The sequence below is a fragment of the Nocardioides sp. JCM 18998 genome (assembly GCF_055391535.1).
Genome location: NZ_AP043886.1, coordinates 2,805,440 through 2,826,389, shown reverse-complemented (window position 1 = coordinate 2,826,389; position 20,950 = coordinate 2,805,440). Strand labels below are relative to the sequence as shown.

Annotated in this window: 19 protein-coding genes and 1 tRNA gene; 6 read left to right on the top strand and 14 right to left on the bottom strand. The window is 72.4% G+C overall.

Annotated features, from left to right (window positions below; all coding sequences use genetic code 11):
- Positions 1-25: 25 nt before the first annotated feature.
- The 6 genes from thrC to ACZ5L9_RS13200 all read right to left on the bottom strand — a co-directional run bounded on the left by thrC (position 26) and on the right by ACZ5L9_RS13200 (position 5,707).
- On the bottom strand, positions 26-1,111 hold the full coding sequence (gene thrC / locus ACZ5L9_RS13225) for a threonine synthase (RefSeq protein ID WP_464528447.1): 1,086 nt from the start codon (positions 1,109-1,111) through the stop codon (positions 26-28).
- Positions 1,108-2,424 (bottom strand): homoserine dehydrogenase, encoded by a 1,317-nt coding sequence (locus ACZ5L9_RS13220; protein WP_464528446.1) that lies wholly within the window; start codon positions 2,422-2,424, stop codon positions 1,108-1,110. Before ACZ5L9_RS13220 ends, thrC begins: the two co-directional genes overlap by 4 nt.
- A gap of 157 nt (positions 2,425-2,581) precedes the next feature.
- Positions 2,582-2,983 carry a hypothetical protein gene (locus ACZ5L9_RS13215; protein WP_464528442.1) on the bottom strand — a complete coding sequence of 134 codons (402 nt, stop codon included), beginning with the start codon at positions 2,981-2,983 and terminating at the stop codon, positions 2,582-2,584.
- 74 nt (positions 2,984-3,057) lie between these two features.
- Positions 3,058-3,231, bottom strand: a complete 174-nt coding sequence (locus ACZ5L9_RS13210) for a CsbD family protein (protein ID WP_464528440.1) — start codon at positions 3,229-3,231, stop codon at positions 3,058-3,060.
- An 81-nt stretch (positions 3,232-3,312) separates the two neighbouring features.
- Positions 3,313-4,656, bottom strand: coding sequence for an MFS transporter (locus ACZ5L9_RS13205; protein ID WP_464528438.1), 1,344 nt, complete (start codon positions 4,654-4,656; stop codon positions 3,313-3,315).
- A gap of 25 nt (positions 4,657-4,681) precedes the next feature.
- Positions 4,682-5,707, bottom strand: coding sequence for a questin oxidase family protein (locus ACZ5L9_RS13200; RefSeq protein ID WP_464528436.1), 1,026 nt, complete (start codon positions 5,705-5,707; stop codon positions 4,682-4,684).
- Positions 5,708-5,758: 51 nt separating this feature from the next.
- Between ACZ5L9_RS13200 and soxR the strand changes: the two genes are divergently transcribed.
- From soxR to ACZ5L9_RS13185, 3 genes are all read left to right on the top strand, one after another.
- Positions 5,759-6,235: a redox-sensitive transcriptional activator SoxR gene (gene soxR, locus ACZ5L9_RS13195; protein WP_464528434.1), complete on the top strand. Its 477-nt coding sequence runs from the start codon at positions 5,759-5,761 to the stop codon at positions 6,233-6,235.
- 71 nt (positions 6,236-6,306) lie between these two features.
- A complete protein-coding gene (locus tag ACZ5L9_RS13190; RefSeq protein WP_464528433.1) occupies positions 6,307-6,858 on the top strand; it encodes an RNA polymerase sigma factor in 552 nt (183 codons plus the stop codon).
- The gene (locus tag ACZ5L9_RS13185) at positions 6,855-7,913 is read left to right on the top strand and encodes a CU044_5270 family protein (protein ID WP_464528430.1); all 1,059 of its coding nucleotides are present in this window, start codon (positions 6,855-6,857) and stop codon (positions 7,911-7,913) included. Before ACZ5L9_RS13190 ends, ACZ5L9_RS13185 begins: the two co-directional genes overlap by 4 nt.
- A 90-nt stretch (positions 7,914-8,003) precedes the next feature.
- Here the strand turns inward: ACZ5L9_RS13185 and lysA are convergent, their stop codons facing one another.
- Both lysA and argS read right to left on the bottom strand, forming a co-directional pair.
- Entirely contained in the window at positions 8,004-9,389 is a 1,386-nt protein-coding gene (gene lysA / locus ACZ5L9_RS13180) for a diaminopimelate decarboxylase (RefSeq protein WP_464528428.1), read from the bottom strand.
- Positions 9,389-11,089, bottom strand: a complete 1,701-nt coding sequence (gene argS / locus ACZ5L9_RS13175; RefSeq protein ID WP_464528426.1) for an arginine--tRNA ligase — start codon at positions 11,087-11,089, stop codon at positions 9,389-9,391. Before argS ends, lysA begins: the two co-directional genes overlap by 1 nt.
- 113 nt (positions 11,090-11,202) lie before the next feature.
- Here argS and ACZ5L9_RS13170 point away from each other — a divergent pair.
- Positions 11,203-11,275, top strand: a tRNA-Arg gene (locus ACZ5L9_RS13170).
- Positions 11,276-11,360: 85 nt separating this feature from the next.
- On the opposite strand, the gene ACZ5L9_RS13165 is transcribed toward ACZ5L9_RS13170, so the two are convergent.
- The 6 genes from ACZ5L9_RS13165 to ACZ5L9_RS13140 all read right to left on the bottom strand — a co-directional run bounded on the left by ACZ5L9_RS13165 (position 11,361) and on the right by ACZ5L9_RS13140 (position 17,387).
- Complete coding sequence (locus tag ACZ5L9_RS13165) at positions 11,361-12,413, bottom strand: ABC transporter substrate-binding protein (protein ID WP_464528425.1); 1,053 nt, start codon at positions 12,411-12,413, stop codon at positions 11,361-11,363.
- Positions 12,410-13,408 (bottom strand): ABC transporter substrate-binding protein, encoded by a 999-nt coding sequence (locus ACZ5L9_RS13160; RefSeq protein ID WP_464528423.1) that lies wholly within the window; start codon positions 13,406-13,408, stop codon positions 12,410-12,412. Before ACZ5L9_RS13160 ends, ACZ5L9_RS13165 begins: the two co-directional genes overlap by 4 nt.
- Entirely contained in the window at positions 13,405-14,322 is a 918-nt protein-coding gene (locus ACZ5L9_RS13155) for an ABC transporter ATP-binding protein (protein ID WP_464528421.1), read from the bottom strand. Before ACZ5L9_RS13155 ends, ACZ5L9_RS13160 begins: the two co-directional genes overlap by 4 nt.
- Positions 14,319-15,401: a FecCD family ABC transporter permease gene (locus tag ACZ5L9_RS13150; RefSeq protein ID WP_464528420.1), complete on the bottom strand. Its 1,083-nt coding sequence runs from the start codon at positions 15,399-15,401 to the stop codon at positions 14,319-14,321. The genes ACZ5L9_RS13155 and ACZ5L9_RS13150 overlap by 4 nt, the downstream gene beginning before the upstream one ends.
- A complete protein-coding gene (locus ACZ5L9_RS13145) occupies positions 15,398-16,456 on the bottom strand; it encodes a FecCD family ABC transporter permease (RefSeq protein WP_464528418.1) in 1,059 nt (352 codons plus the stop codon). Before ACZ5L9_RS13145 ends, ACZ5L9_RS13150 begins: the two co-directional genes overlap by 4 nt.
- Positions 16,457-16,637: 181 nt before the next feature.
- Positions 16,638-17,387: a helix-turn-helix transcriptional regulator gene (locus ACZ5L9_RS13140; RefSeq protein WP_464528416.1), complete on the bottom strand. Its 750-nt coding sequence runs from the start codon at positions 17,385-17,387 to the stop codon at positions 16,638-16,640.
- Positions 17,388-17,481: 94 nt separating this feature from the next.
- Between ACZ5L9_RS13140 and ACZ5L9_RS13135 the strand changes: the two genes are divergently transcribed.
- Both ACZ5L9_RS13135 and ACZ5L9_RS13130 read left to right on the top strand, forming a co-directional pair.
- Entirely contained in the window at positions 17,482-19,203 is a 1,722-nt protein-coding gene (locus tag ACZ5L9_RS13135) for an ABC transporter transmembrane domain-containing protein (RefSeq protein WP_464528414.1), read from the top strand.
- Positions 19,200-20,945: an ABC transporter ATP-binding protein gene (locus ACZ5L9_RS13130; protein ID WP_464528412.1), complete on the top strand. Its 1,746-nt coding sequence runs from the start codon at positions 19,200-19,202 to the stop codon at positions 20,943-20,945. The genes ACZ5L9_RS13135 and ACZ5L9_RS13130 overlap by 4 nt, the downstream gene beginning before the upstream one ends.
- Positions 20,946-20,950 lie beyond the last annotated feature (5 nt).

Genomic DNA, 20,950 nt, shown 5'->3' with positions numbered 1-20,950 from the left:
GTCTCCGCGGGTCGGACGGTGGGGATCAGGCCAGGCCGGCGGCCGCGGCCGCGGCGTCGATGTCGGCGTCGACCACGACGTCGGGGACCTCGCCGAAGAACTCGAGGGCGGTGATCGTGTCCTTGAGGCCGTGGCCGGTCACGGTGATGACCGTGACCTTGCCCTCGTAGCCCTTCGCGACCTCGTCACCAGCGGCGACGTCGTCGAGAAGGCCCGCGACGCCGGCGGCGGAGGCCGGCTCCACGAAGAGGCCGTCGTTGCGGGCGAGCTGCGCCTGCGCGGAGAGGATCTGGTCGTCGGAGAGCGCCTTGAAGCGACCACCGGAGGCGTCCCGGGCGGCCTCGGCGAGCTTCCAGGAGGCGGGGTTGCCGATCCGGATGGCGGTGGCGCGGGTCTCCGGGTTCTCGACCGGGCGACCGAGGACCAGCGGGGCGGCGCCCTCGGCCTGGAAGGCACGCATGACGGGGGTCCTGGCCGCGCGGCCAGCCGCCTGGTACTGGGTGTAGCCCAGCCAGTACGCGCTCATGTTGCCGGCGTTGCCGATCGGCATGAGGTGGAAGTCGGGGGCGTCACCGAGACGGTCGACGACCTCGAAGGCGGCGGTCTTCTGGCCCTCGAGCCGGACCGGGTTGACGCTGTTGACCAGCGCGACCGGGTAGTGCTCGGCGAGGCCGCGGGAGAGCCGCAGGCAGTCGTCGAAGTTGCCGCGCACGCGGATGACCTGACCGCCGTGGACCAGCGCCTGTGCCATCTTCGAGGCGGAGATCTTGCCGTCCGGCACCAGCACGATCGGGGTGATGCCGGCCTTGGCGGCGTAGGCGGCCATCGAGGCCGACGTGTTGCCGGTGGAGGCGCAGACGACCGCCTTGGCACCCTCGTGCACGGCGACCGAGATCGCCGCGGTCATGCCGCGGTCCTTGAAGGAGCCGGTCGGGTTCGCGCCCTCGACCTTGATCCAGACCTCACCGCCGGTGACACCGGAGAGCCACTCGGAGTGGACCAGCGGCGTGCCGCCCTCGCCGAGCGTGATCGACGGGGTGCCGGCCGGGATGTCGAGGAGCTCGCGGTACTCCTCGATGAGCCCGCGCCACTGGCCGTTGGTGGTGGTCATGCGTTCATCCCCTCTACGCGCATCACCGAGGTGACGTCGCGAACAACATCCAGATTTCGCAGGTGCTCGACGGTCGCGGCGAGCTGGGCATCGGTGGCGTCGTGGGAGACGACCACGAGCTGAGCCTCGTCGTCGCGACCCTCCTGACGCATCGTCTGGATCGAGACGCCGTGCTCGGCGAAGGCCGAGGCGATCGTCGCCAGCACGCCGGCGCGGTCCTCGACGTCGATCGCGACGTGGTAGCGGGTCAGCGTCTCCCCCATCGGGAGGATCGCACGATCGGCGTACGAGGAGGCGGCGACGCTCTGCGTCCCGGCGACCAGGTTGCGGGCGACGGTGACCAGGTCGCCGAGCACCGCCGACGCGGTCGGGGCGCCGCCGGCGCCGGGGCCGTAGAACATCAGCTGGCCGGCGGACTCGGCCTCCACGAAGACGGCGTTATAGGCGTCGCGCACGCTGCCCAGCGGGTGCTCCCGGGGGATCATCGCCGGGTGGACGCGGGCACTGACGGCGCCGTCCTTGAGCTCGACGATCGCGAGGAGCTTGACGACGCAGCCCATCGCCTTGGCCGAGGCGACGTCGGCGGCGGTGACATCGGTGATGCCCTCGCGGTGGACGTCGGTGCCGGCGACCTTGGTGTGGAACGCGAGGCTGGCCAGGATCGCCGCCTTCGCGGCGGCGTCGAACGCCTCGACGTCGGCGGTCGGGTCGGCCTCGGCGTAGCCCAGCTCCTGGGCCTCGGCGAGCGCCTCGGTGAAGCCCGCGCCGAAGCTGTCCATCTTGTCGAGGATGTAGTTGGTGGTGCCGTTGACGATGCCGATCACCTTGGTGACCTTGTCGCCGGCGAGCGAGTCGCGCAGAGGACGCAGGATCGGGATGGCGCCGGCGACAGCGGCCTCGTAGTAGAGGTCGCGGCCGGCCTTCTCGGCGGTCGCGAAGAGCGCGGCGCCGTCCTCGGCCAGCAGGGCCTTGTTCGCGGTGACGACGCTGGCACCGTTCTCCAGCGCGCTCAGGATGAGGCCGCGGGCCGGCTCGATCCCGCCGATCACCTCGACGACGATGTCGACGTCCTCGCGCGCGACCAGGGCGGTGGCGTCGGTCGTGAGCAGGTCGGCGGGGACGTCCACGTCGCGCGGCGCGTCCAGACGACGAACGGCGACGCCCTTCAGCTCGACCGGGGCGCCGATCCGGGCCGTCAGATCGTCGGCCTGCTCGTGCAGCAGCCGGACCACCTGGGAGCCGACGACGCCGCAGCCCAACAGGGCCACGCCGAGCGGGCGCGCGGAACCGGAGGTGGCAGGTGGAGTTGTCACGCGCTAAGGGTATCGGCGGGTGGCGTGGACCACTGAACCGGCGGTCGGGCCTGGACACTTCTACCGGAAAGTCCACCGAAGTCCGTCTCTCGCACCGGTCGCCGCCGGCGCCGATCGCCTCCCCACGACTTCGGTGTACCCAGCGGCAGACGATCGCCTAGCGAGCCCGTCGCATCCGGCCGCGGTCGACCGCGCCGATCGCGGGCATCTCGCTCGACTGGCTCACGCGCCACGCGGTGAGCAGCTCCACCCGACGGAACTCGGCAGCGCCGTCATCGCCCACGAACTCGACCCCGATCACCCGCGGCAACGCCAGGATGCGGCGCCGAGAACGTACGGTGACGACCTTCCAGCGACAATCGATCCGAAGAGCGAGCCGAGCGGCCGCGACCTGCACGACCAGCTCTCCGAGACCTCCGGGCCGCCCGCATCCGCACCAGACCGGAAGCGCGGCCGGCATCGTCACGACCCTGATGACGAAGTCGTCATCCACGAACGACCAGTCCGGTCGAGAAGGATCCGGCCGCTCGAGCGCCTCGAGCTGGATCTCTTCCGTCACCCGCGAAGCGTAGGCGAGGCCGCCACCTCCACAGAGCCCGGAAGGTGGCGGCCTCGCCGCGTGCTGGGGGCGGGTCAGCCCTTGAAGGCGTCCTTCACCTTCTCGGCTGCCTGCTTGATGTCGGCCTTGGCCTTGTCGAGCTTGCCCTCGGCCTGCATCGACTCATCACCTGTGGCGCCGCCGTACCGCTCCTTGGCCTCGCCCTTGAGCTCGTCGGCCTTGTTACCGATCTTGTCGTCGAGTCCCATGGCTTCCTCCTTCTCGTCGGGAGCCGTTCCTGTAACCGTGGACAGCCCCGCGTATGTACGCGGTCCGAGTGGACTTCGCCACTATCGGCGCAGCCGGCGCCCGGGGACGACGGAGCCCGCTGCCAGCGCGGCGGCCGCCAGGACGAGCGCCGTCGCCGCCGAGGCGGGGGCGCTGTCCGCGAACCCGGCGAAGACGAGGCTGCTCAGCGCCAGGCCGAACGCGACCAGGAGCGCGTCGTCGAGCTGGAGGGCGGCGGACGCCTCGCCCTCGGATCCGCTCGGGGCGAGCTCGAGGGTGAGGTTCGAGATCGTGGGGAAGACCAACCCGATCCCGAATCCGGCCACCGCCCACGACGCCATCGGCACCACCGTGGGGACGGCCGCGACGGCGACGGTGGCGAAGCCGCCGATCCCGACGGCGCAGATCGCGGAGCCGAGCCAGACCCGGCGATCGCCGAGCCGCAGGGCACGCGCCGCGGTCCAGGAGCCGGCGAACCAGGTCACCGCTGCCCCGGTCAGGACGATGCCGGCGTGAGCGAGGGTGAGGCCACGCTCGAGCCGGAGCAGGAGCGGTACGTAGATCTCGGCGATGCAGTAGGCGCCGAAGAGCAGGCCGCGGGTGAGGATGGCGCTCGGCATGCCGCGCCGCAGGCGCCAGGTGCCGGGCGGGAGCAGCCGCGGCCCCGCGAGGAGCACGAGCGCGCAGCCGAGCACGACGAGGGCCGGCCAGGCGACGACGTGACGCTGTCCGGCGACACTGACCACCATCACGCCGACCGCGGTGAGCAGCGCCCACCCGACCGTGCCGGCCGCGGCGGGCGCGCCGGTGTCGGCCGGCTCGCTGGGAGCATCCTGGACCAGCCACCAGGACGGCAGCGCGATCAGCGGGACGCCCAGGAAGATCCAGCGCCAGCCCGCCAGGTCGGCGATGCCCGCGGCGAGCACCGGGCCGACCAGGGCCGGCACCACCCACGCGGCCGAGAGGACGGCGAAGGCGCCCGGGCGCAGCGCCTCGTCGTACGCCTGCGCGATCACGACGTAGAGCGCGACCCCGCACGCGCCCGCCCCGAGCCCCTGGACGAGCCGGCCCACCATCAGCACCGGCATGTCCGGCGCGATCCCGGCCAGGACCAGGCCGATGCAGAAGACGACCACACCGGCGGTGATCGCGGGCCGGGTGCCGCGCCGGTCGATCCAGCGCCCGGCGAGCGCGTAGGCCACCACCGAGGAGGCCAACGGCGCGGCGAAGGCTGCGGCGTACCAGCTCAGCCCGCCCAGCTCCTCGGCCACCTGGGGCATCACGGTCGCCACCGCGAGCGCCTCGAACGCGAACAGGAAGGCGAGCGCGCCGATCCCGATCGTGGTCCGCAGGTGGACGCCTGTCCACAGCGAGGGACGTACGACGGTCTCGGTCACAGTGCTCATCACATCGTCCTGCCCCGGGGCCCGGTCAAGCGGCGGCCCCGATCAGGTCGAGCGAGCGCAGCACCGCCGACAGCGCCAGCGGGTCGCCGCCCCACGCATGCACGTCCATGGCCGTGTCGGCGAGCTTGATCACATGCTCGTCGCCGTGGGCCACCGCCCGGGCGAACATCTCGTCGCGATCGGCGTCCGTACGCGGCGCGACCGCACCCTCGACGGGCGCGTACGCGGCATGGATGGCGGCCGAGGCCGACCAGGCGGTCACCGCGCTGGGCACCCACAGCTCGCGCGGCAGCGACGGCAGCGTCCGCAGCACCGCGTTGGGCGCGGTCGCGGCGTGGACCAGCATCACCGGGTTGCCATGCGCGTGGGTGGCATAGCGCTGCACGGCGGCGGTGACGAGCGCGGCCAGCCAGGGCTCGGCCTCCTCGGGCGAGCCCGGGGCGCGCACCCGCTGCTGCGCGTCGGCCCAGCCAGGCGTCGCGGTGAGCTGGGCGAGCCGGTGGCTGATGCCGCCGTACTGCTCGGGGACGGTGGGCACCAGGGCGAGCGCGGTGCCGAGCGCGGCCTCCCCACTCGGCACGGTGGCCGCTGGCACCGCCAGCCAGCGCGCCGCCCAGTAGCCCAGCGCCTGGGCGAGCTCGTCGACCCGCGCGGGGCTGGTGCCGCCCTCGCGCAGGGCGCGGACGGCATGACCGGTACGGATCGCGCCGTGCGTCGCCCCGGCGGCGATCCCGGGCAGCAGCCGTGGCCACCAGGTGGCGAGCACGTCGGTCCAGGGCCGCTGCGCGAGCTGCTCCTCGAACCAGACGGGCCAGTCCCCCAGCCGGCTCCGGTCGCCGAGCGCGTCGTGCCAGGTCTCGCCGGTGATCCGGTCGGAGGCACGGGGCACCTCGCTGAGGCGGCGGCTGTAGCCGTCCAGCCATCGGGTGACGCGGTCCTCGTGACCGTTGCGGACGAGAGCCTCCACGGCCATCGGCCCGTGGTTGCTCAGCCCGCCGCCGAACTCGGGGCCGGTGCGGTGCAGTCGTTCGTACGCCTCGTCGATGCTCATGGCGCCATCGGACAACCTCAAGCTAAGTTGAGGTCAAGCCGAGGAGGAGCGATGACCGAGCACGACCAGATCCGCCGCCACGAGCTGACGCCGGCCGAGGTGGCGCACCGCGCCGGGGTGAGCGTGCCGACGCTGCACTACTACGAGCGCGAGGGCCTGATCGGCTCGCAGCGCACCACCGGCAACCAGCGCCGCTACCACCGCGACGTGCTGCGGCGGCTGTCGTTCATCCGGGTCTCGCAGCGCCTGGGCCTCCCCCTTGCCCGGATCCGGGCCGCGCTCGAGACGCTGCCCGACGGCCGTACGCCCACGCCCGACGACTGGGCGAGGCTGTCGGCGGGCTGGCGGGCGGACCTCGACGAGCGGATCCGGCAACTCGAGCGGCTGCGCGACTCCCTCGACGGCTGCATCGGCTGCGGCTGCCTCTCGCTGCAGGCGTGCACGCTCTACAACCCCGACGACGAGCTCGCCGCCGACGGGAGCGGGGCGGTGCGGTGGGAGCAGCCGCCGGCCTCGCGCGAACGCTGATCGCCGATCTGCCCAAGTACGAGGTGAGGCCGATCAGCCGATCCGCCCCCACCGCCAGAGAGGAGTCGCCCGTGTCAGACGGCGACCTCATCGTCGGCTCCCTCGAGGACCCTCCCGTCTTCGAGCGCCTCGTCATCGCCCTCGGGCCCCGCATCCACGCCTACCTCGCGCGGCGCGCTCCCCAGCACGCCGACGACCTGCTCAGTGAGACCTGGCTGGAGGCGTTCGGCTCCCGGCACCGGTACGACGCCGAGCGGGGCGAGCCCGCCGCCTGGGTCTTCGGCGTGGCCCGCAACGTGCTGCTCGCCCACCTGCGCCGGCGCAGCGCCGAGCCGCCCGGCACCGCGCCGGGGCACGAGCAGTCGCTCGACGAGTGGGACCTGGTCGACCGCCGCCTCGACGCCGCCGGGTCGAGCCCGGCGCTGCGGGCGGCCCTCGCTGCGCTTCCCGCCGAGGAGCGGGAGGTGCTGCTGCTGGTCGCCTGGGAGCAGCTCACGCCCAGCGAGGCCGCGGCCGTGCTGGGCATTCCGGCCGGCACCGCCCGCTCCCGGCTCCACCGGGCCCGCACCCGCATCACCGACTCCTGGAACTGCGTCACCGTCGCCCGAGGAGGGCAGTCATGACCATCGCCGACCCGTCGACGGACCCGTGGACCGAGCTCGAGCGCGCCGGCGCCGTGCCACCGGTCTCCGAGGACGCGCTGCTTGCCGCCCGCGTCGCGGTCCGCCGAGCCGCCACGACCGAGACGCTCGCGGTCCGGGTGACGCAGGTCCGCCGGCGCCGCCGCCTGCGGTACGCCGTCGCGCTCGGCGTCGCCGCCTCCGTCGTCGCCGCAGGGGCCGTCACGATCCGGGTGGGAGATCACCGCGTCGGCGGGTCGTCGGCCACCGCGGCCGCGGTGCTCGAGCGTGCCGCGCGGGTCACGCTCGCGCAGCACGATCCGGTGGTCGGCCCCGGCCAGTACCTCAAGGTGACGCTGGTCCAGCAGACCTGGGGCGAGGCCTCGGGCAAGGACGGCGACGTCCTGATGGGGAAGGACGGCAAGCCCGCGACGACGACCGAGCACTGGACCCGCAGCATCTGGATCCCGCACGACGTCGATGCCACCTGGACGTTCCGGGAGCGCACGCACGACACCTTCGGGACCACCGATCCGCGCTTCCGGTACGGCTCGGACCGAGGCCGGGACGGGACCTACCGGGGAGCGAGCTGGGCAGCGGACGGGCGAGCGCACCTGGAGACCTACGACCCGGACTGGTACGCCTCACTCCCCCGGGACCCTGCGGTCATGCTGAAGGCGATCCGCAGGCAGATCGGCGGCGAGGGGTCGGGGGCGGCGTACGACTTCGCCGAGATCTACAGCGAGGTGCTCCGCAGTCCGCTCGCGCCGGCCGCCGTGAAGAGCGCCGTCTTCAGCGCTCTGGCGAAGACGCCGGGCATGGAGGTCCGGGGGAACGTCACCACGTTGAGCGGCAGGCAGGGCATCGCGATCGGCGCCGGGAGCTTCCAGATGGTCTTCGACGCGACGAGCGGCGCCTACGTCGGCGAGCGCGGAACCGATCCGGACCTCCCGGCCGGCTGGGGCATCGACGGGGACAGGACCACACTGCTCAGCTCGGTCACGACAACAGTCGTCGATCACGCGCCGCGGCCGGATCGCACCAAAGTGTCACGGTGACAGAACGCGACATGGGTGACACATCGGATGTGTCACCCATGTCGGGAAGTGTCACCGTGACAGTTTGGAACTGTCACGGTGACAGTTCGGTCAGCCCAGGTCGGTGGCGAGCAGGTCGTCGACCGTCTCGCGGCGGACGATGACGCGGCAGGCGCCGTCCTTGACGGCGACCACCGGCGGGCGCAGGGCGTGGTTGTAGTTGGACGCCATCGAGCGGCCGTACGCACCGGTCGCCGGCACCGCGACCAGGTCACCGGGGGCGATGTCGCCGGGCAGGAACTCGTCCTTGACCACGACGTCGCCGGACTCGCAGTGCTTGCCCACGACCCGGGCCAGGACGGGGGTCGCCGACGAGGCACGCGAGGCGAGGGTGGCGGAGTAGTCGGCGTCGTAGAGGGCGGGGCGGATGTTGTCGCTCATCCCGCCGTCGACCGAGACGTACGTCCGGCTGGCGCCGCCGTCGAGGGCGACCGACTTGACGGTTCCCACGGTGTAGACGGTGAACATCGCGGGGCCGACGATGGCCCGGCCCGGCTCGATCGACAGGTGCGGCTTGGCGATCCGCAGGGCGTGGCACTCGGCCTCGACGATCGCGGTGATCCGCTGCGCGAGGTCGGCGGGGTCGGCCGGGTCGTCCTGCGTCGTGTAGGCGATGCCGAACCCGCCGCCGAGGTCGAGCTCGGGCATGGTGTGCCCGAGATCGTTCGTGATCTGCGCCTGGAGGGCGAGCACGCGGCGCGCGGCCACCTCCCAGCCGGAGGTGTCGAAGATCTGGGAGCCGATGTGGCTGTGCAGGCCCCGCAGGTCGAGCGACGCGTGGGTGAGCACCCGCTTGGCGGCCTCGTACGCGTCTCCGGAGGAGATCGAGAAGCCGAACTTCTGGTCCTCGTGCGCGGTCGCGATGAACTCGTGGGTGTGTGCCTCGACGCCGGCCGTCACTCGGACCATCACCGGCTGGCGGACCCCGAGCTGGGCGGCCACGTCGGCGACCCGGTCGATCTCGAAGAACGAGTCGACGATGATCCGCCCGACGCCCTCGTGCACGGCGCGGCGCAGCTCCATCGCCGACTTGTTGTTGCCGTGGTAGCCGATCCGGGCAGGGTCGACGCCGGCGCGCAGGGCAACCGTCAGCTCGCCGTCGGAGCAGACATCGAGGCAGAGACCCTCCTCGGCCACCCACCTCGCGACAGCGACCGACAGGAACGCCTTGCCGGCGTAGTAGACGTCGTAGCCGGCGAAGCCGTCGCGGAAGGCGGCGGCGCGGGTGCGGAAGTCCGCCTCGTCGAGGAGGTACGCCGGGGTGTTCACGTTGGCGACGATGTCGGCAACCGACATCCCGCCGACGTGCAGGACGCCGTCGACCTTCTCGGCGGTGCGGGGCCACAGGACCGGGACGAGCGTGTTGACGTCGGTGGGCTCGCGCAGCCAGATCGGGGAGGTGCCGGCAAAGTCGCCCGGCGGGACCCTGCCCGCCATCACATGCGCTCCGGAGCGGTGACGCCGAGCAGCTCGAGGCCGTTGCGCAGCACCGCCTGGTTGGCGTGGACCAGGACGAGGCGCGCGAGGTTGGCCGGGGCGACCGGCTCGTCGCCCTGCGGCAGCATCCGGCACTCCTTGGTGTCGTACCACTTGTTGAACGTCGAGGCGGTGTCCTCGAGGTAGCGCGCGATCCGGTGCGGCTCGCGCAGCTCGGCGGCGCTGGCGACCACGCGCGGGAACTCGGCCAGCGCGCGCAGCAGCTCGCCATCGCGCTCGTGGGCGAGCAGGCTCGGGTCGAACGAAGCCAGAGCGTCATCCAGCGTCATCCCCAGGTCGCCGGCGTTGGCGATCATCCGGCACGTACGGGCGTGGGCGTACTGGACGTAGTAGACGGGGTTGTCGTTGGACGCCTTGGTGATCTCGGCGACGTCGAGGGTCAGCGGACTGTCGGCCGGGTAGCGGGCCAGCGAGTAGCGCAGCGCGTCGACGCCGATCTCCTCGGCGAGCTCGTGCAGCGTGACGATGGTGCCGGCGCGCTTGGAGAGCTTGAGCTCCTGGCCGTCGCGCAGGATCTTGACCAGCTGCCCGATCAGCACGTCGAGGGTCTGGGCCGGGTCGTCGCCGACGCAGGAGGCCATCGCCTTGAGCCGGCCGACGTAGCCGTGGTGGTCGGCGCCGAGCAGGTAGATGCAGTGGTCGAAGCCGCGGGCGCGCTTGTTGAGGTAGTAGGCGGTGTCCGAGGCGAAGTACGTCAGCTCGCCGTCGCTCTTGATGAGGACGCGGTCCTTGTCGTCGCCGAAGTCGGTGGTGCGCATCCACAGCGCGCCGCCGTCGGTGAAGACGTGGCCGAGCTCCTCGAGCTTCTTCAGCGTGTTCGGGACCCCTCCGCTCTCCTGGCCCTCCTCGTGCAGCGAGAGCTCGGAGAACCACACGTCGAAGTGGGTGTTGAAGAACGCCAGCTGGTCCTGCTGCTCCTTGAGCTGGATGGCATACCCGACGCGGCGGACCTCGGCGAGGCGCTCGGTCTCGCCGTAGGTCTCCGAGATCTGGAAGATGCCGGGCTGGGCGGCCTCGACGGCGGTGGCCAGGTCGTCGATGTACGCGCCGGCGTAGCCGTCCTCGGGCTTCGGCTCGCCGGTGGCGGAGGCGATGATCGAGGCGGCGAACTTGTTCATCTGCACGCCGCGGTCGTTGATGTAGAACTCGCGGGTGACATCGGCGCCGGCCGCGTCGAGGACACGCCCGATCGCGTCGCCGAGCACGGCCCAGCGGGTGTGGCCCAGGTGGAGCGGGCCGGTCGGGTTGGCCGAGATGAACTCGATGTTGATCTTCTGGCCCGCGAGGGTGTCGGTGTGGCCGTACGCAGCACCGGCGGCGACGATGTCCGCCGCGAGGGCGCCCTGGGCGCCGGCCTCGACGGAGATGTTGAGGAAGCCCGGCCCGGCGATCTCGACGCCCGAGACGCCCTGCGACACCCTCAGCTTCTCGGCGATCAGGTCGGCGAGGGCGCGGGGGTTGGTGCCCGCCTTCTTGGCGAGCTGCATTGCGACGTTGGTGGCGTAGTCGCCGTGACCCTTCTGGCGCGGGCGCTCGACGATCACGCTGGTCGGGACGCCGTCGGGAAGGCTCAGCGAGCCCTCCTCGGACAGCGCCGTCAGGACGTCGACGATCGCGGCGGAGAGCTGTTCAGGGGTCACCCGGCAAGCCTATCGGCGCGGGCACCGATCCCCCGCACCGATATCGGCTGGCCCGGTTTCACCCTGCTCCCCCGCTGGCTGTAGGGTCTGGTTCACACCGCTCGTCGGTGGATGCCTTCGTAGCTCAGGGGATAGAGCACTGGTTTCCGGTACCAGGTGCCGCAGGTTCGAATCCTGCCGAAGGCGCGGACGTCGCGAGACGGCGGAAGGGCCCGAACCCCACCAGGTTCGGGCCCTTCTCCGTTCGTCCGGCACGCCCCGGAGGGGCTGGCTAGCGACCGGCGCGGTAGCGCTCCAGGATGTCGCCCAGATCGGTGAGCGCGGCGCCCGCCCAGCGGTACGTACACAGGTCGACCCACCCGATCGGGTAGACGTGACCTGCCTTGACAGCCGGCAGGTCCTTCCAGGCCTGCAGCTTCATCACCGCGCCGAGACCGCTCGTCGGTGCCCCGGTGGCGTCGGCACGGAACAGGATGATGTCGGAGTCGGCGAGGTCACTGAGGCGCTCCAGCGACAGCTCTGCGCTGTTGGTGCCGTTGTCAGCGCTCGCCTTGCCGAACCGGACGCCGACATCCGTCAGGACGACGCCGTTACTGGACTTCGGCAGGTCGAGGGCGAACGTGCCGTCCTGGCTGTAGTCGACGACGCTCACCACCGTGGAAGCCAGCAGATCGGCGTACGTGGCCCTCGTCGTCGCCACCGCCTTCTGGTACTCGGCGACCAACGGCTTCAGCTGCTCCTCCCGACCGACCAGGCGGGCCGCCTGCTCGAACGGTCCGCGCCAGTCGCCGGTCCGGCCGAAGTCGACCAAGGCCACCGGCGCGAGCGCCGACAGGGTCTTCATCGCGCCCTGGGAGTTGTCGTAGCGGCTGCCCGGCGTCGGCCCCAGGATCAGGTCCGGGCGCAGCGCGGTGATCTTCTCGTAGTTCGTCGAGGTGATCTCGCCGATGTTGGGCAGCTTCGTCAGGATCGGCACGTACGCCGGGTACATGCTGGCGTCGTCGACCCAGGAGTAGTCGATCCCGCCGGCCGGCGTGAGCCCGAGCTCGACGAGGAAGATCGCGGTGAAGTAGTCGATGCACACCACCTGGCTGGGGTGGGCCGGAACCGTGAACGTCCCCGCCGTGGTGGTGACGGTTCGCTCCGTCGGCTCCGCCGCTGCGGGCGAGCCGGCGTCCTCGCCACACGCGGCCAGCCCGAGGAGCGCCGTCGCACCGAGCGCGCCGGTCAGGATGCCGCGCCGGGTCAGGGAGCCGACGATGGCGGCGAACTCCCGATCCACCTCGGTCCGGCGCAGCGGGCGGGTACGGAGCTCGGTGCTCACCCGTTGCTCCCCAGCGTCTTGAGACCGGCCTCGAGCTGGTCGAGCACCGCCAGGGCGTCTCCGTAGCCGGCCGGCAGGAAGTCGGGGATCGGCACCGTGTGTCCGGCCTTCACCGCGGGCAGGCTCTGGAAGCCCTCCTGCTTGAAGAGCTGCGGACCGTTGTTGGTGGGGGTGTTGTCGTAGTTGGCGTAGAAGCCGATCGCGTCGGCCGAGGTCAGGGTGTCCAGGTTCTCGTACGAGATCGCCTTGTTCTCCGGACCGGTCACGCCGGCCGAGGCGGAGGCGAACTGCACGCCCGCGTCCGAGAGGATCGCGCCGACGTCGCTCTTCGGGCCGTAGAGCCAGAACTTCCCGTCGTCGAAGCCACCCTGGACAATGTCCCAGCGGTACTTCGCGAGCACATCGGCGTACTGGCTCTTGATCGCGGCGGCGCGCTCGTCGAACTGCTTGTCCAGCGCTGCCAGCTCGTCGTCCTTGCCGACCGCGTCGGCGGTGGCCTGGGCGGCCCCCTGCCAGGTGGTGCCGTCGACGATGACCGTCGGGGCGATCTGGCTGAGCTGGCTGTAGTCCTTGGTGTTCCACTCGTAGTCGACGCCGATGATCAGGTCGGGCTTCGCCGCCGCGATCTTCTCCAGGTCCAGCTCGCCGGCCCCACCGATCACCGCGGCGCCGGCGATCTTGTCGCGGTAGCGCGGCGAGATGTACTCGTCGCCCTCGTTGTAGATGCCGACCGGGTCGACGCCGAGGTCGTAGAGCGTGCCGCGCACCTGCGGGGCCAGGGCGACGATCCGCTGCGGATCGGCCGGGACGGTGACCTCGCCCTTGGCGGTCTGCACCACCCGTGTGGTCGGCGCCGGCGTCGAGTCCGCAGCGGCATCGCTCCTGTCGTCCGAACCGCACGCGGCGAGGGCCATCGCGAGAGCCGCGACGATGCCGGCGGCGAGGATCGTGCGCGCCGTCCTCCGGTGCGCGTGCTTGGGGGTGGGGACGCTCATCGTTCTCCTTCGATGTGACCGGCGGGCATGGCGGCCCGGACCGGCGGGGTCGTGGTGGGATCTTCGGTGACGGGCGAGGCCGCGCGGTCGCGGCTGCGCCGGTGGGCGGGGATGACAAGGGGCAGGCCGGTCTCGGGGTCCTCGATCACGCTGCACGGCAGCCCGAAGACCTCCTCGACCAGCGCGGCGGTGACGATCTCGGCCGGAGGGCCCTGGGCGACGACGGCGCCGTCCTTCATCGCGATCAGGTGGGTCGCGTAGCGGCACGCGTGGTTGAGGTCGTGCAGGACCGCGACCAGGGTGTAGCCGCGGTGCTCGTGGAGGTCGGCACACAGGTCGAGGACGTCGACCTGGAAGGCCACGTCGAGGAAGGTGATCGGCTCGTCGAGCAGGAGGATGTCGGTCTGCTGGGCCAGCGCCATCGCCACCCAGACACGCTGACGCTGGCCACCGGACAGCTCGTCGACGTACCGCTCGGAGAGATCCTCGACCCCCGTGGCCCGCATCGCCTCGACCACCGCGCGCTCGTCGTCCCGCGACCACTGCCGCAGCAGCCTCTGGTGCGGGTACCGACCACGGGCGACCAGGTCGGCGACAGTGATGCCGTCGGGGGCGATCGGACTCTGGGGCAGCAGCCCGAGCTGGCGCGCGAGCTCCTTGGACGGGATCGAGGTCACGGCCCTGCCATCGAGGTACGCGGCGCCCTGCGCGGGCTTGATCATCCGGGCCAGGGCGCGCAGCAGCGTCGACTTGCCGCAGCCGTTGGCGCCGACGATGACGGTGAACGACCGGTCGGGGACGACCACGTCGAGGCCCTCGCTGATGACTCGATCGTCGTACGCGAGGGTGAGGTCGGCCGCGTAGAGCCGACCGCGGGCGGGCTCGCCGGCCCGCGGGTCGGTGCGGTCACTCATGAACGTCCTGCTTTCCATTCGTGGGCGAGCAGCCAGCACAGATAGGCACCGCCGATGACGCCGGTCATCACGCCGACCGGCAGCTGGGTCGAAGGGACGAGCCGCTGCGCCCCGAAGTCGCTCGCGACGAGCAGCGCCGCTCCCATGAACGCCGCCGGCACCAGCTGCGGGCCGGAGCCGCGGGTGAGCGGACGGCAGAGCTGCGGGGCGGCGAGGGCGACGAAGGCGATCGGTCCCGCCGCGGCGGTGGCGGCGGCGGCGAGGCCGGTGGCGCCGATGACCAGGCCCAGCCGGGTCCGCTCCACCGGCACGCCGAGCGACCTGGCGACGTCGTCGCCCATCTCCAGCCAGTTCAGCGTCCGTCCGACGATCAGCGTGAAGGGCAGCAGGACCGCGAGGACCGCAGCCAGCGGGACGACGGTGCCCCAATCGACGCCGTTGAGGCTCCCGATCAGCCAGATCTGGGCGACCTGCGCGTCGCTCAGCGTGGCGCGGAGCATGAGGTAGGTCGTGACGGAGTCGAGGATCGCGCCGATGCCGATGCCGACCAGGACCAGCCGATAGCCGGCGACCTTTCCGTGCTTGACCGACAGCAGGTAGACGACGGTCGCCGTAGCCAGGCCGCCGCAGATCGCGCCGATGGCGACCGCCGTCGGGCCGCCGTGGAACACCAGGATCTCCACGAGCGCGCCACTCGCCGCCCCGCTGGTGAAGCCGATGATGTCGGGGCTGCCGAGAGGGTTGCGCGACAGGCTCTGGAAGACGCCGCCGCTGACGCCGAGCGCCGCCCCGATCAGGATGCCGGCGACGAGCCGCGGCAGGCGCAGCTTGACGACGATGAAGTGATCGATGGTGGTGCCGCCGCCGGAGAGCGTGTCGAGGACGCGCCCCAGCGGCACGGGGAAGTCGCCGGTCGTGAGACCGAGCGCGATCAGGGCGACCACGGCCGTGGCCAGGACCGAGCACATCGCCACGGTCCGGGGGTGCCAACGCACCGAGATGCGGTCGCCGGGCGTACGGGCGACCCGGCCTCGCAGGACGGTCTCGCCCTCGGGCGGGGCGACGAAGGGCGTTGTCACAGCTCGGCGATCCTGCGGCGTCGGACCAGCGTGATGAAGACCGGTGCTCCGATGAAGGCCGTCACCACCGCGACCTGGATCTCGCCCGGCCGCGCGACGACCCGGCCCACGATGTCGCTGCCGAGCAGCAGGATCGGGCCGAGCACCAGCGAGTACGGCATCAGCCATCGGTGGTCGGGGCCGGTGATGACGCGCGCCATGTGCGGGACGGTCAGGCCGACGAAGCCGATCGGGCCGACGGCGGCGGTGGCCGCGCCGCACAGCAGCGTCACGGCGAGAGCGCCGACGATCCGGGTCACGTTGACGTTGCTGCCGAGTGCCTTGGCGGTCTCGTCGCCCAGCGCGAGGGCGTTCAGGGCCCCGGAGAGGCCGAGTGCGATCAGCACGCCGAGGATGAGGAACGGCAGCACCTGCCGGACCGTGTGACCGTCCGTCCCGGCGAGCGAGCCGACGCCCCAGAAGCGGAACTGGTCGAAGACCTTGGGGTTGAGCAGCGTCACGAAGGAGATCAGGGAGCCGAGCACGGCGCTCACGGCCGTGCCGGCGAGGGCCAGCCGCACCGGGGTGGCGCCCGATCGCCCGCGCGAGCCGAGCGGGTAGACCAGCACCGACGCCACACCGGCCCCGAGGAAGGCCCACCAGACGTAGGCCGCGAGGTCGGTGAAGCGCCAGATCCACATCGCCAGCACGACGGCGGCCGAGGCACCCACGTTGACCCCCAGGATGCCGGGATCGGCCAAAGGGTTGCGGGTGAGTGCCTGCATGAGGACGCCCGCCGCGGCGAGCGCGGCGCCGACCGCCACCCCGAGCACGGTCCGAGGCATCCGGAGATCGAGGACGACCACCCGATCCGCGGAGTCGTGGGCGCTGAAGAGGGCGTGCAGGACACCGCTCAGCGGGATCGGCTTGGCGCCGACAGCGATGCTGAGCAGCACCATGAGGACGAGCACGCCGACGGCAAGGATCAGGCCGACCAGGCGGGTGGCGGCGTAGCGGCCGGCGGGGGCGGCCTGCTCCTCGGAGAGCGGCTCGACGATGGCCGTGGACCGGCTCATGCCTGCCTCCCGTCCGCCCCGTGCAGGGGTGGCCCGGCGTTGTGCATCGTGCTCCTAGCCTCGATCGGTGCGGCGGCCTTCGCGCACCGAGGGCAAGAGTTGCTAAGGCAAGCCTTGCCTTAGTGAGGCTAGGTGGCGCCGAGGCTGATCGACAAGCCCGGGGCACGCCAGTTGATGTCGCCTAGCCGCCATCTCCGGCCGCGGCCGGCGCCATCTGCCCGAAGTACGCCGCCGGGGTGTTCCCCGTCGCCCGCCGGAAGGCGGACACGAACGCGCTCGGCGTGGCGTAGCCGACCCGCTCGGCGACCCTCGCCACCGGCTCGCCCTCGGCGAGCAGCGCGACCGCCGCCTGCAGCCTGGCATGCAGCCGCCACTGGTGGAAGGTCATGCCGGTCTCGGCCAGGAAGAGCCGCAGCAGCGTGCGCGGACTGGAGTGCACCCGTCGTGCCAGGACCTCAAGGCCGGCCCGCTCGGTGAGGTCCCCGAGCAGGATCTCAGCGATGGACCGGGCACGGGGGTCCGCCGGCAGGGGCAGCTCCAGGGTGGCGGCACCGACCGGTTGCAGCACGCCGACGAGAACCGCCTCGGCGTGCAGCCGCGCGTCGTCGTCGAGCTCTCCGGCGAGGTGCTCGATCAGGTGTCGTGCCAGCGGGGAGACCGACACCACGGTGGGGACGTCCCAGCCCAGCGGCGCCGCGGGGTCCACGTACACGCCCTGAAGGACGGAGGCGCGCATCGCAAGCACCGCGTGCCAGGTGCCTCCGGGGATCCAGAGCGCCAGGTTGGGAGGCAGCACCCAGCAGCGATCCTCGACGTCGACCATCAGCACGCCGGTGCTGGCCCACGCGAGCTGGTGCTCGTCGTGGACGTGGCGGTCGAACGTCTGCCCGGACAGCATCTCGAACCGCTCCAGCCCGATCGCCGCCGTCATCGCCCACCTTCTCGCTACGCCGTGTCCGGTACGCGACATAGCCTGTCGCCCTACCGTGTTACGCGCCACGGTAAGGCGATCCTAACCTCAGCCTGTGGCGTATCCCTCCTCTCCCCGGACGCTGCTGGGCAGCGCCCTGCTCAGCCGTCGGCGCGACCTCTTCGCCGCCTCGGTGCTGTACAGCGGTCATCAGCTGGGCGAATCACTGGTCCCGGTGATCGTGGGAGCGGCCATCGGGCACGCGGTCGCCGGCGGCGGCGCGCGCGAGATGGCGTGGTGGCTGCTGCTGCTCGCCGCGGACTTCGCCTTCCTGTCGGGCTCCTACCGGTTCGGTGCACGCGCCAGCGCGCGAGCGAAGCAGTACGCCGCCCACCACACCCGGATGTGGCTCGTCGAGCGGATGCTGCAGCCCGCCGGATTCGTCCGCCGCCCGCCCGGCGACCTGCTCGCCCGGGCCTCCAGCGACGCCGACCGGATCGGCTCCTTCGCCGGTCAGGTCGCCAGCACGATCGCGGCGGTCGTGGTCCTGTCGACCTCCACGGTGATCCTGCTGAGCCTCTCCCTTCCGCTCGGCGCGATCATCCTGCTCGGCACGCTGCTGCAGCTGCTCGCGCAGCACCGGATCGCGAGGCTGCTGCAGCGCCGTAGCGTGGCCGAGCAGGAGCAGCAGGCCGACGCCGCCGCGCTGGCCGAGGACCTGGTGCGGGGGCTACGCGTCCTTCGCGGCATCGGCGCGCAGCGGATCGCGGCGGCGTCGTATGCCGTGGCCAGTGATCGTGCCGCGACGGCCTCGCTGCACGCGGCGAGCGCCGGGGCGACGATCGACGCGGTCGGCACCCTGCTGTCGGGCGCCTATCTGACCCTGATCGCCGCCATCGGCGGCTGGCTCGCGCTGCACGGCGACCTCGGCCTCGGGCCGCTGGTCTCCGCACTCGGCCTGGCGACGTTCGTGATCGGACCGATGTCGACCGTCGCCGGCAGTGCCGCCGCGTACGCCCGCGCCCACGCCTCGGCGCAACGGGTGCACGAGGTGCTCATGCTCGCCGACGCAGAGCGCTGCCCGCATGTCCCGGGCAGCGCCGACGGATCGAGCGACCGCGAAGCGACCGGCCGCACGTACACAGGCCGCGGCGTCCTCGAACTGGACGACGTGTCACCGTCGGGAGGCCCCCCGCTCAGCATGCGCGCCGAGCCCGGCGGCCTCACCGGCCTGGTCTGCCTCGATCCGGGCGATGCCGCCCTCCTGCCCGACCTGATCGCCGGCCTGGCCGCACCCCCGAGGGGGCGCATCCTGCTCGACGGCCGGCCGCTGGAGTCCCTTCCGCGCTCCGCTCTGCGGAGCGAGGTCCTGGTCGGCCTGCACGATGCCGTTCTCCTGCCGGGGACGATCAGGGAGAACCTCGCAGTGCTGGCACGCGAGGGGGCGAGCGTCGCGGCGGCAGAGCATGCGGCCTTCGTGGACCAGGTCCTCGACGTCGCCACCGACGGCGACGCGACCGATGTCGGCGACCGCGGCGAGACCCTCTCCGGAGGCCAGCGTCAACGGGTCGCCCTGGCCCGTGCGCTCGCCGCCGACCCGTCAGTGCTCGTCCTGCACGATCCCACCACCGCTGTCGACGCCGTCACCGAGGACGGCATCGCGGAGCGGGTACGGATGCTGCGATCCGACCGGACCACCCTGGTGATCACCACCAGCCCGGCGTGGCTGGCCCGGTGCGACCGGGTGGTGCTCTGGGGCGCCGATGGCGCGGTGGCGGCCGGCCACGCCGACCTGTTGGCCGCCGAGCGCGACTACCAGGAGGCGATCGCCCGATGAGCACCCCCGATCCTCGCTTGCTGCCGGTCGCCTCCGCCCGCGAGGTGCGGCGTCACGTGCGGACGCTGCTGCGCGGACGTACGCCGGCGCTGCTCGCCGCGGCCCTCGCGACCATCCTCGCCAGCGTGACGGGGCTGGCGGCGCCGATCGCGATCGGCCGGATCACCCAGGCGATCGCCGATCACCGCGGCACCGATGCCCTGGTCGTTCCGATCGCGGTGCTCGCCGGCGCCGCGGCGCTGGCCGCCGCCGCTGCGTGGGCGTCTCCGGTGCTCCTGGCCCGTGTGGTCGTCCCTGCCGTGGCGCGGCTGCGCGAGGAGACCGTCGCCACCGCCGTCGACCTGCCGATCGACGCCGTCGAGTCCGGCGGCACCGGCGACCTGGTCTCCCGGGTCTCCGGCGACGTGGAGCTGGTCACGGACGCCGCGACCGGCGCCCTGGCCGCCTTCCTGAGCGCCGCCCTGACCATCCTCTCGGCGCTGGTCGGCCTGCTGGCGCTCGATTGGCGCTTCGCCGTGGCCGGCCTGTTGGCCGTCCCGATCCAACTGCACACCCTGCGCTGGTACCTGCGAACCTCCGCGCCGATCTACGCGGCGGGCCGCGCCGCCGACGGGCGCCGCGCCGGCGCTCTGCTGACAGCGTTCACCGCGCTGCCGACGCTGCGCACCCTGCACCTCGAGGAGAGGCAGCATCACCTGATCGCCGCAGCCTCCGACGACTCGATCGGATACGAGCTGGCCGCCACCCGAGCGGCCACCCGCTTCTACGGCCGGCTCAACGCCGCCGAGCTGGTCGGCCTCGGCGCCATCCTGCTGGCCGGCTACGTGCTGGTCCGCCACGGCGCGGCCAGCATCGGCGAGGCCACCACCGCGGCGCTCTTCTTCGCCGGGCTGTTCAACCCGATCAACGTCGTCCTGGGTGTGTTCGACACCGTGCAGCAGGCGGCGGCCGGCCTCGCCCGACTGGTCGGCATCGCCCGCCTCGAGCCGCCGCCGACCGGTACCGCCGAGCCCGCGGCCGAGGACGGCACCCTGGCCGCCACGTCCCTGCGATTCGGGTATGGCGAGGGACCCGAGGTGCTCCACGACGTCGATGTGACGGTCCCCTCCGGAGGTCGGGTGGCGGTGGTCGGTGCCAGCGGCTCGGGCAAGTCCACCCTGGCCGCGCTGCTGGCCGGGGTGCGCTCGGCGGGCGAAGGCAGCGTCCTGCTCGGCGGCCTGCCGCTGAGCACGTTGGCGGTGCCCCAGCGGCACGTCGCGCTGGTCACCCAGGAGATGCATCTCTTCGTGGGCACGCTGGCCGACAACCTCCGGCTCGGACGGCCCGACGCCGACCGGGAGGAGATGGCAGCGGCACTGGCGACGGTCGGCGCAACCCTGTGGGTCGCCTCCCTGCCGGACGGACTCGAGACGCCGGTCGGCTCCGGCGGCCAGGCGCTGACCCCGGGTCAGGTCCAGCAGGTGGCGCTGGCGCGGGTGCTCCTGCTCGACCCGGCGGTCGTGGTCCTCGACGAGGCGACCGCCGAGGCCGGCAGCGATGCCGCGCGCGTGCTCGACCGGGCGGCGCAGGCCGTCATGGCGGGTCGCGGCTCCGTGGTGATCGCGCATCGACTGAGCCAGGCCACCACCGCGGACGTCATCCTGGTGATGGCCGACGGCCGGGTGATCGAGCACGGCCGCCATCCGGACCTGGTGGCCGCACGGGGACCGTACGCCCGGCTGTGGTCGGCGTGGCAGCCGTGACCGCC

Excerpts from the sequence above, each read along its gene's own strand:
- ACZ5L9_RS13185 (WP_464528430.1), top strand. The coding sequence starts at position 6,855 with ATGACCATCGCCGACCCGTCGACGGACCCGTGGACCGAGCTCGAGCGC.
- ACZ5L9_RS13145 (WP_464528418.1), bottom strand. The coding sequence starts at position 16,456 with ATGAGCCGGTCCACGGCCATCGTCGAGCCGCTCTCCGAGGAGCAGGCC.
- ACZ5L9_RS13140 (WP_464528416.1), bottom strand. The coding sequence starts at position 17,387 with ATGACGGCGGCGATCGGGCTGGAGCGGTTCGAGATGCTGTCCGGGCAG.
- ACZ5L9_RS13205 (WP_464528438.1), bottom strand. The coding sequence starts at position 4,656 with ATGAGCACTGTGACCGAGACCGTCGTACGTCCCTCGCTGTGGACAGGC.
- lysA (WP_464528428.1), bottom strand. The coding sequence starts at position 9,389 with ATGGCGGGCAGGGTCCCGCCGGGCGACTTTGCCGGCACCTCCCCGATC.
- soxR (WP_464528434.1), top strand. The coding sequence starts at position 5,759 with ATGACCGAGCACGACCAGATCCGCCGCCACGAGCTGACGCCGGCCGAG.
- ACZ5L9_RS13200 (WP_464528436.1), bottom strand. The coding sequence starts at position 5,707 with ATGAGCATCGACGAGGCGTACGAACGACTGCACCGCACCGGCCCCGAG.
- ACZ5L9_RS13210 (WP_464528440.1), bottom strand. The coding sequence starts at position 3,231 with ATGGGACTCGACGACAAGATCGGTAACAAGGCCGACGAGCTCAAGGGC.
- ACZ5L9_RS13130 (WP_464528412.1), top strand. The coding sequence starts at position 19,200 with ATGAGCACCCCCGATCCTCGCTTGCTGCCGGTCGCCTCCGCCCGCGAG.
- ACZ5L9_RS13155 (WP_464528421.1), bottom strand. The coding sequence starts at position 14,322 with ATGAGTGACCGCACCGACCCGCGGGCCGGCGAGCCCGCCCGCGGTCGG.
- thrC (WP_464528447.1), bottom strand. The coding sequence starts at position 1,111 with ATGACCACCACCAACGGCCAGTGGCGCGGGCTCATCGAGGAGTACCGC.
- ACZ5L9_RS13160 (WP_464528423.1), bottom strand. The coding sequence starts at position 13,408 with ATGAGCGTCCCCACCCCCAAGCACGCGCACCGGAGGACGGCGCGCACG.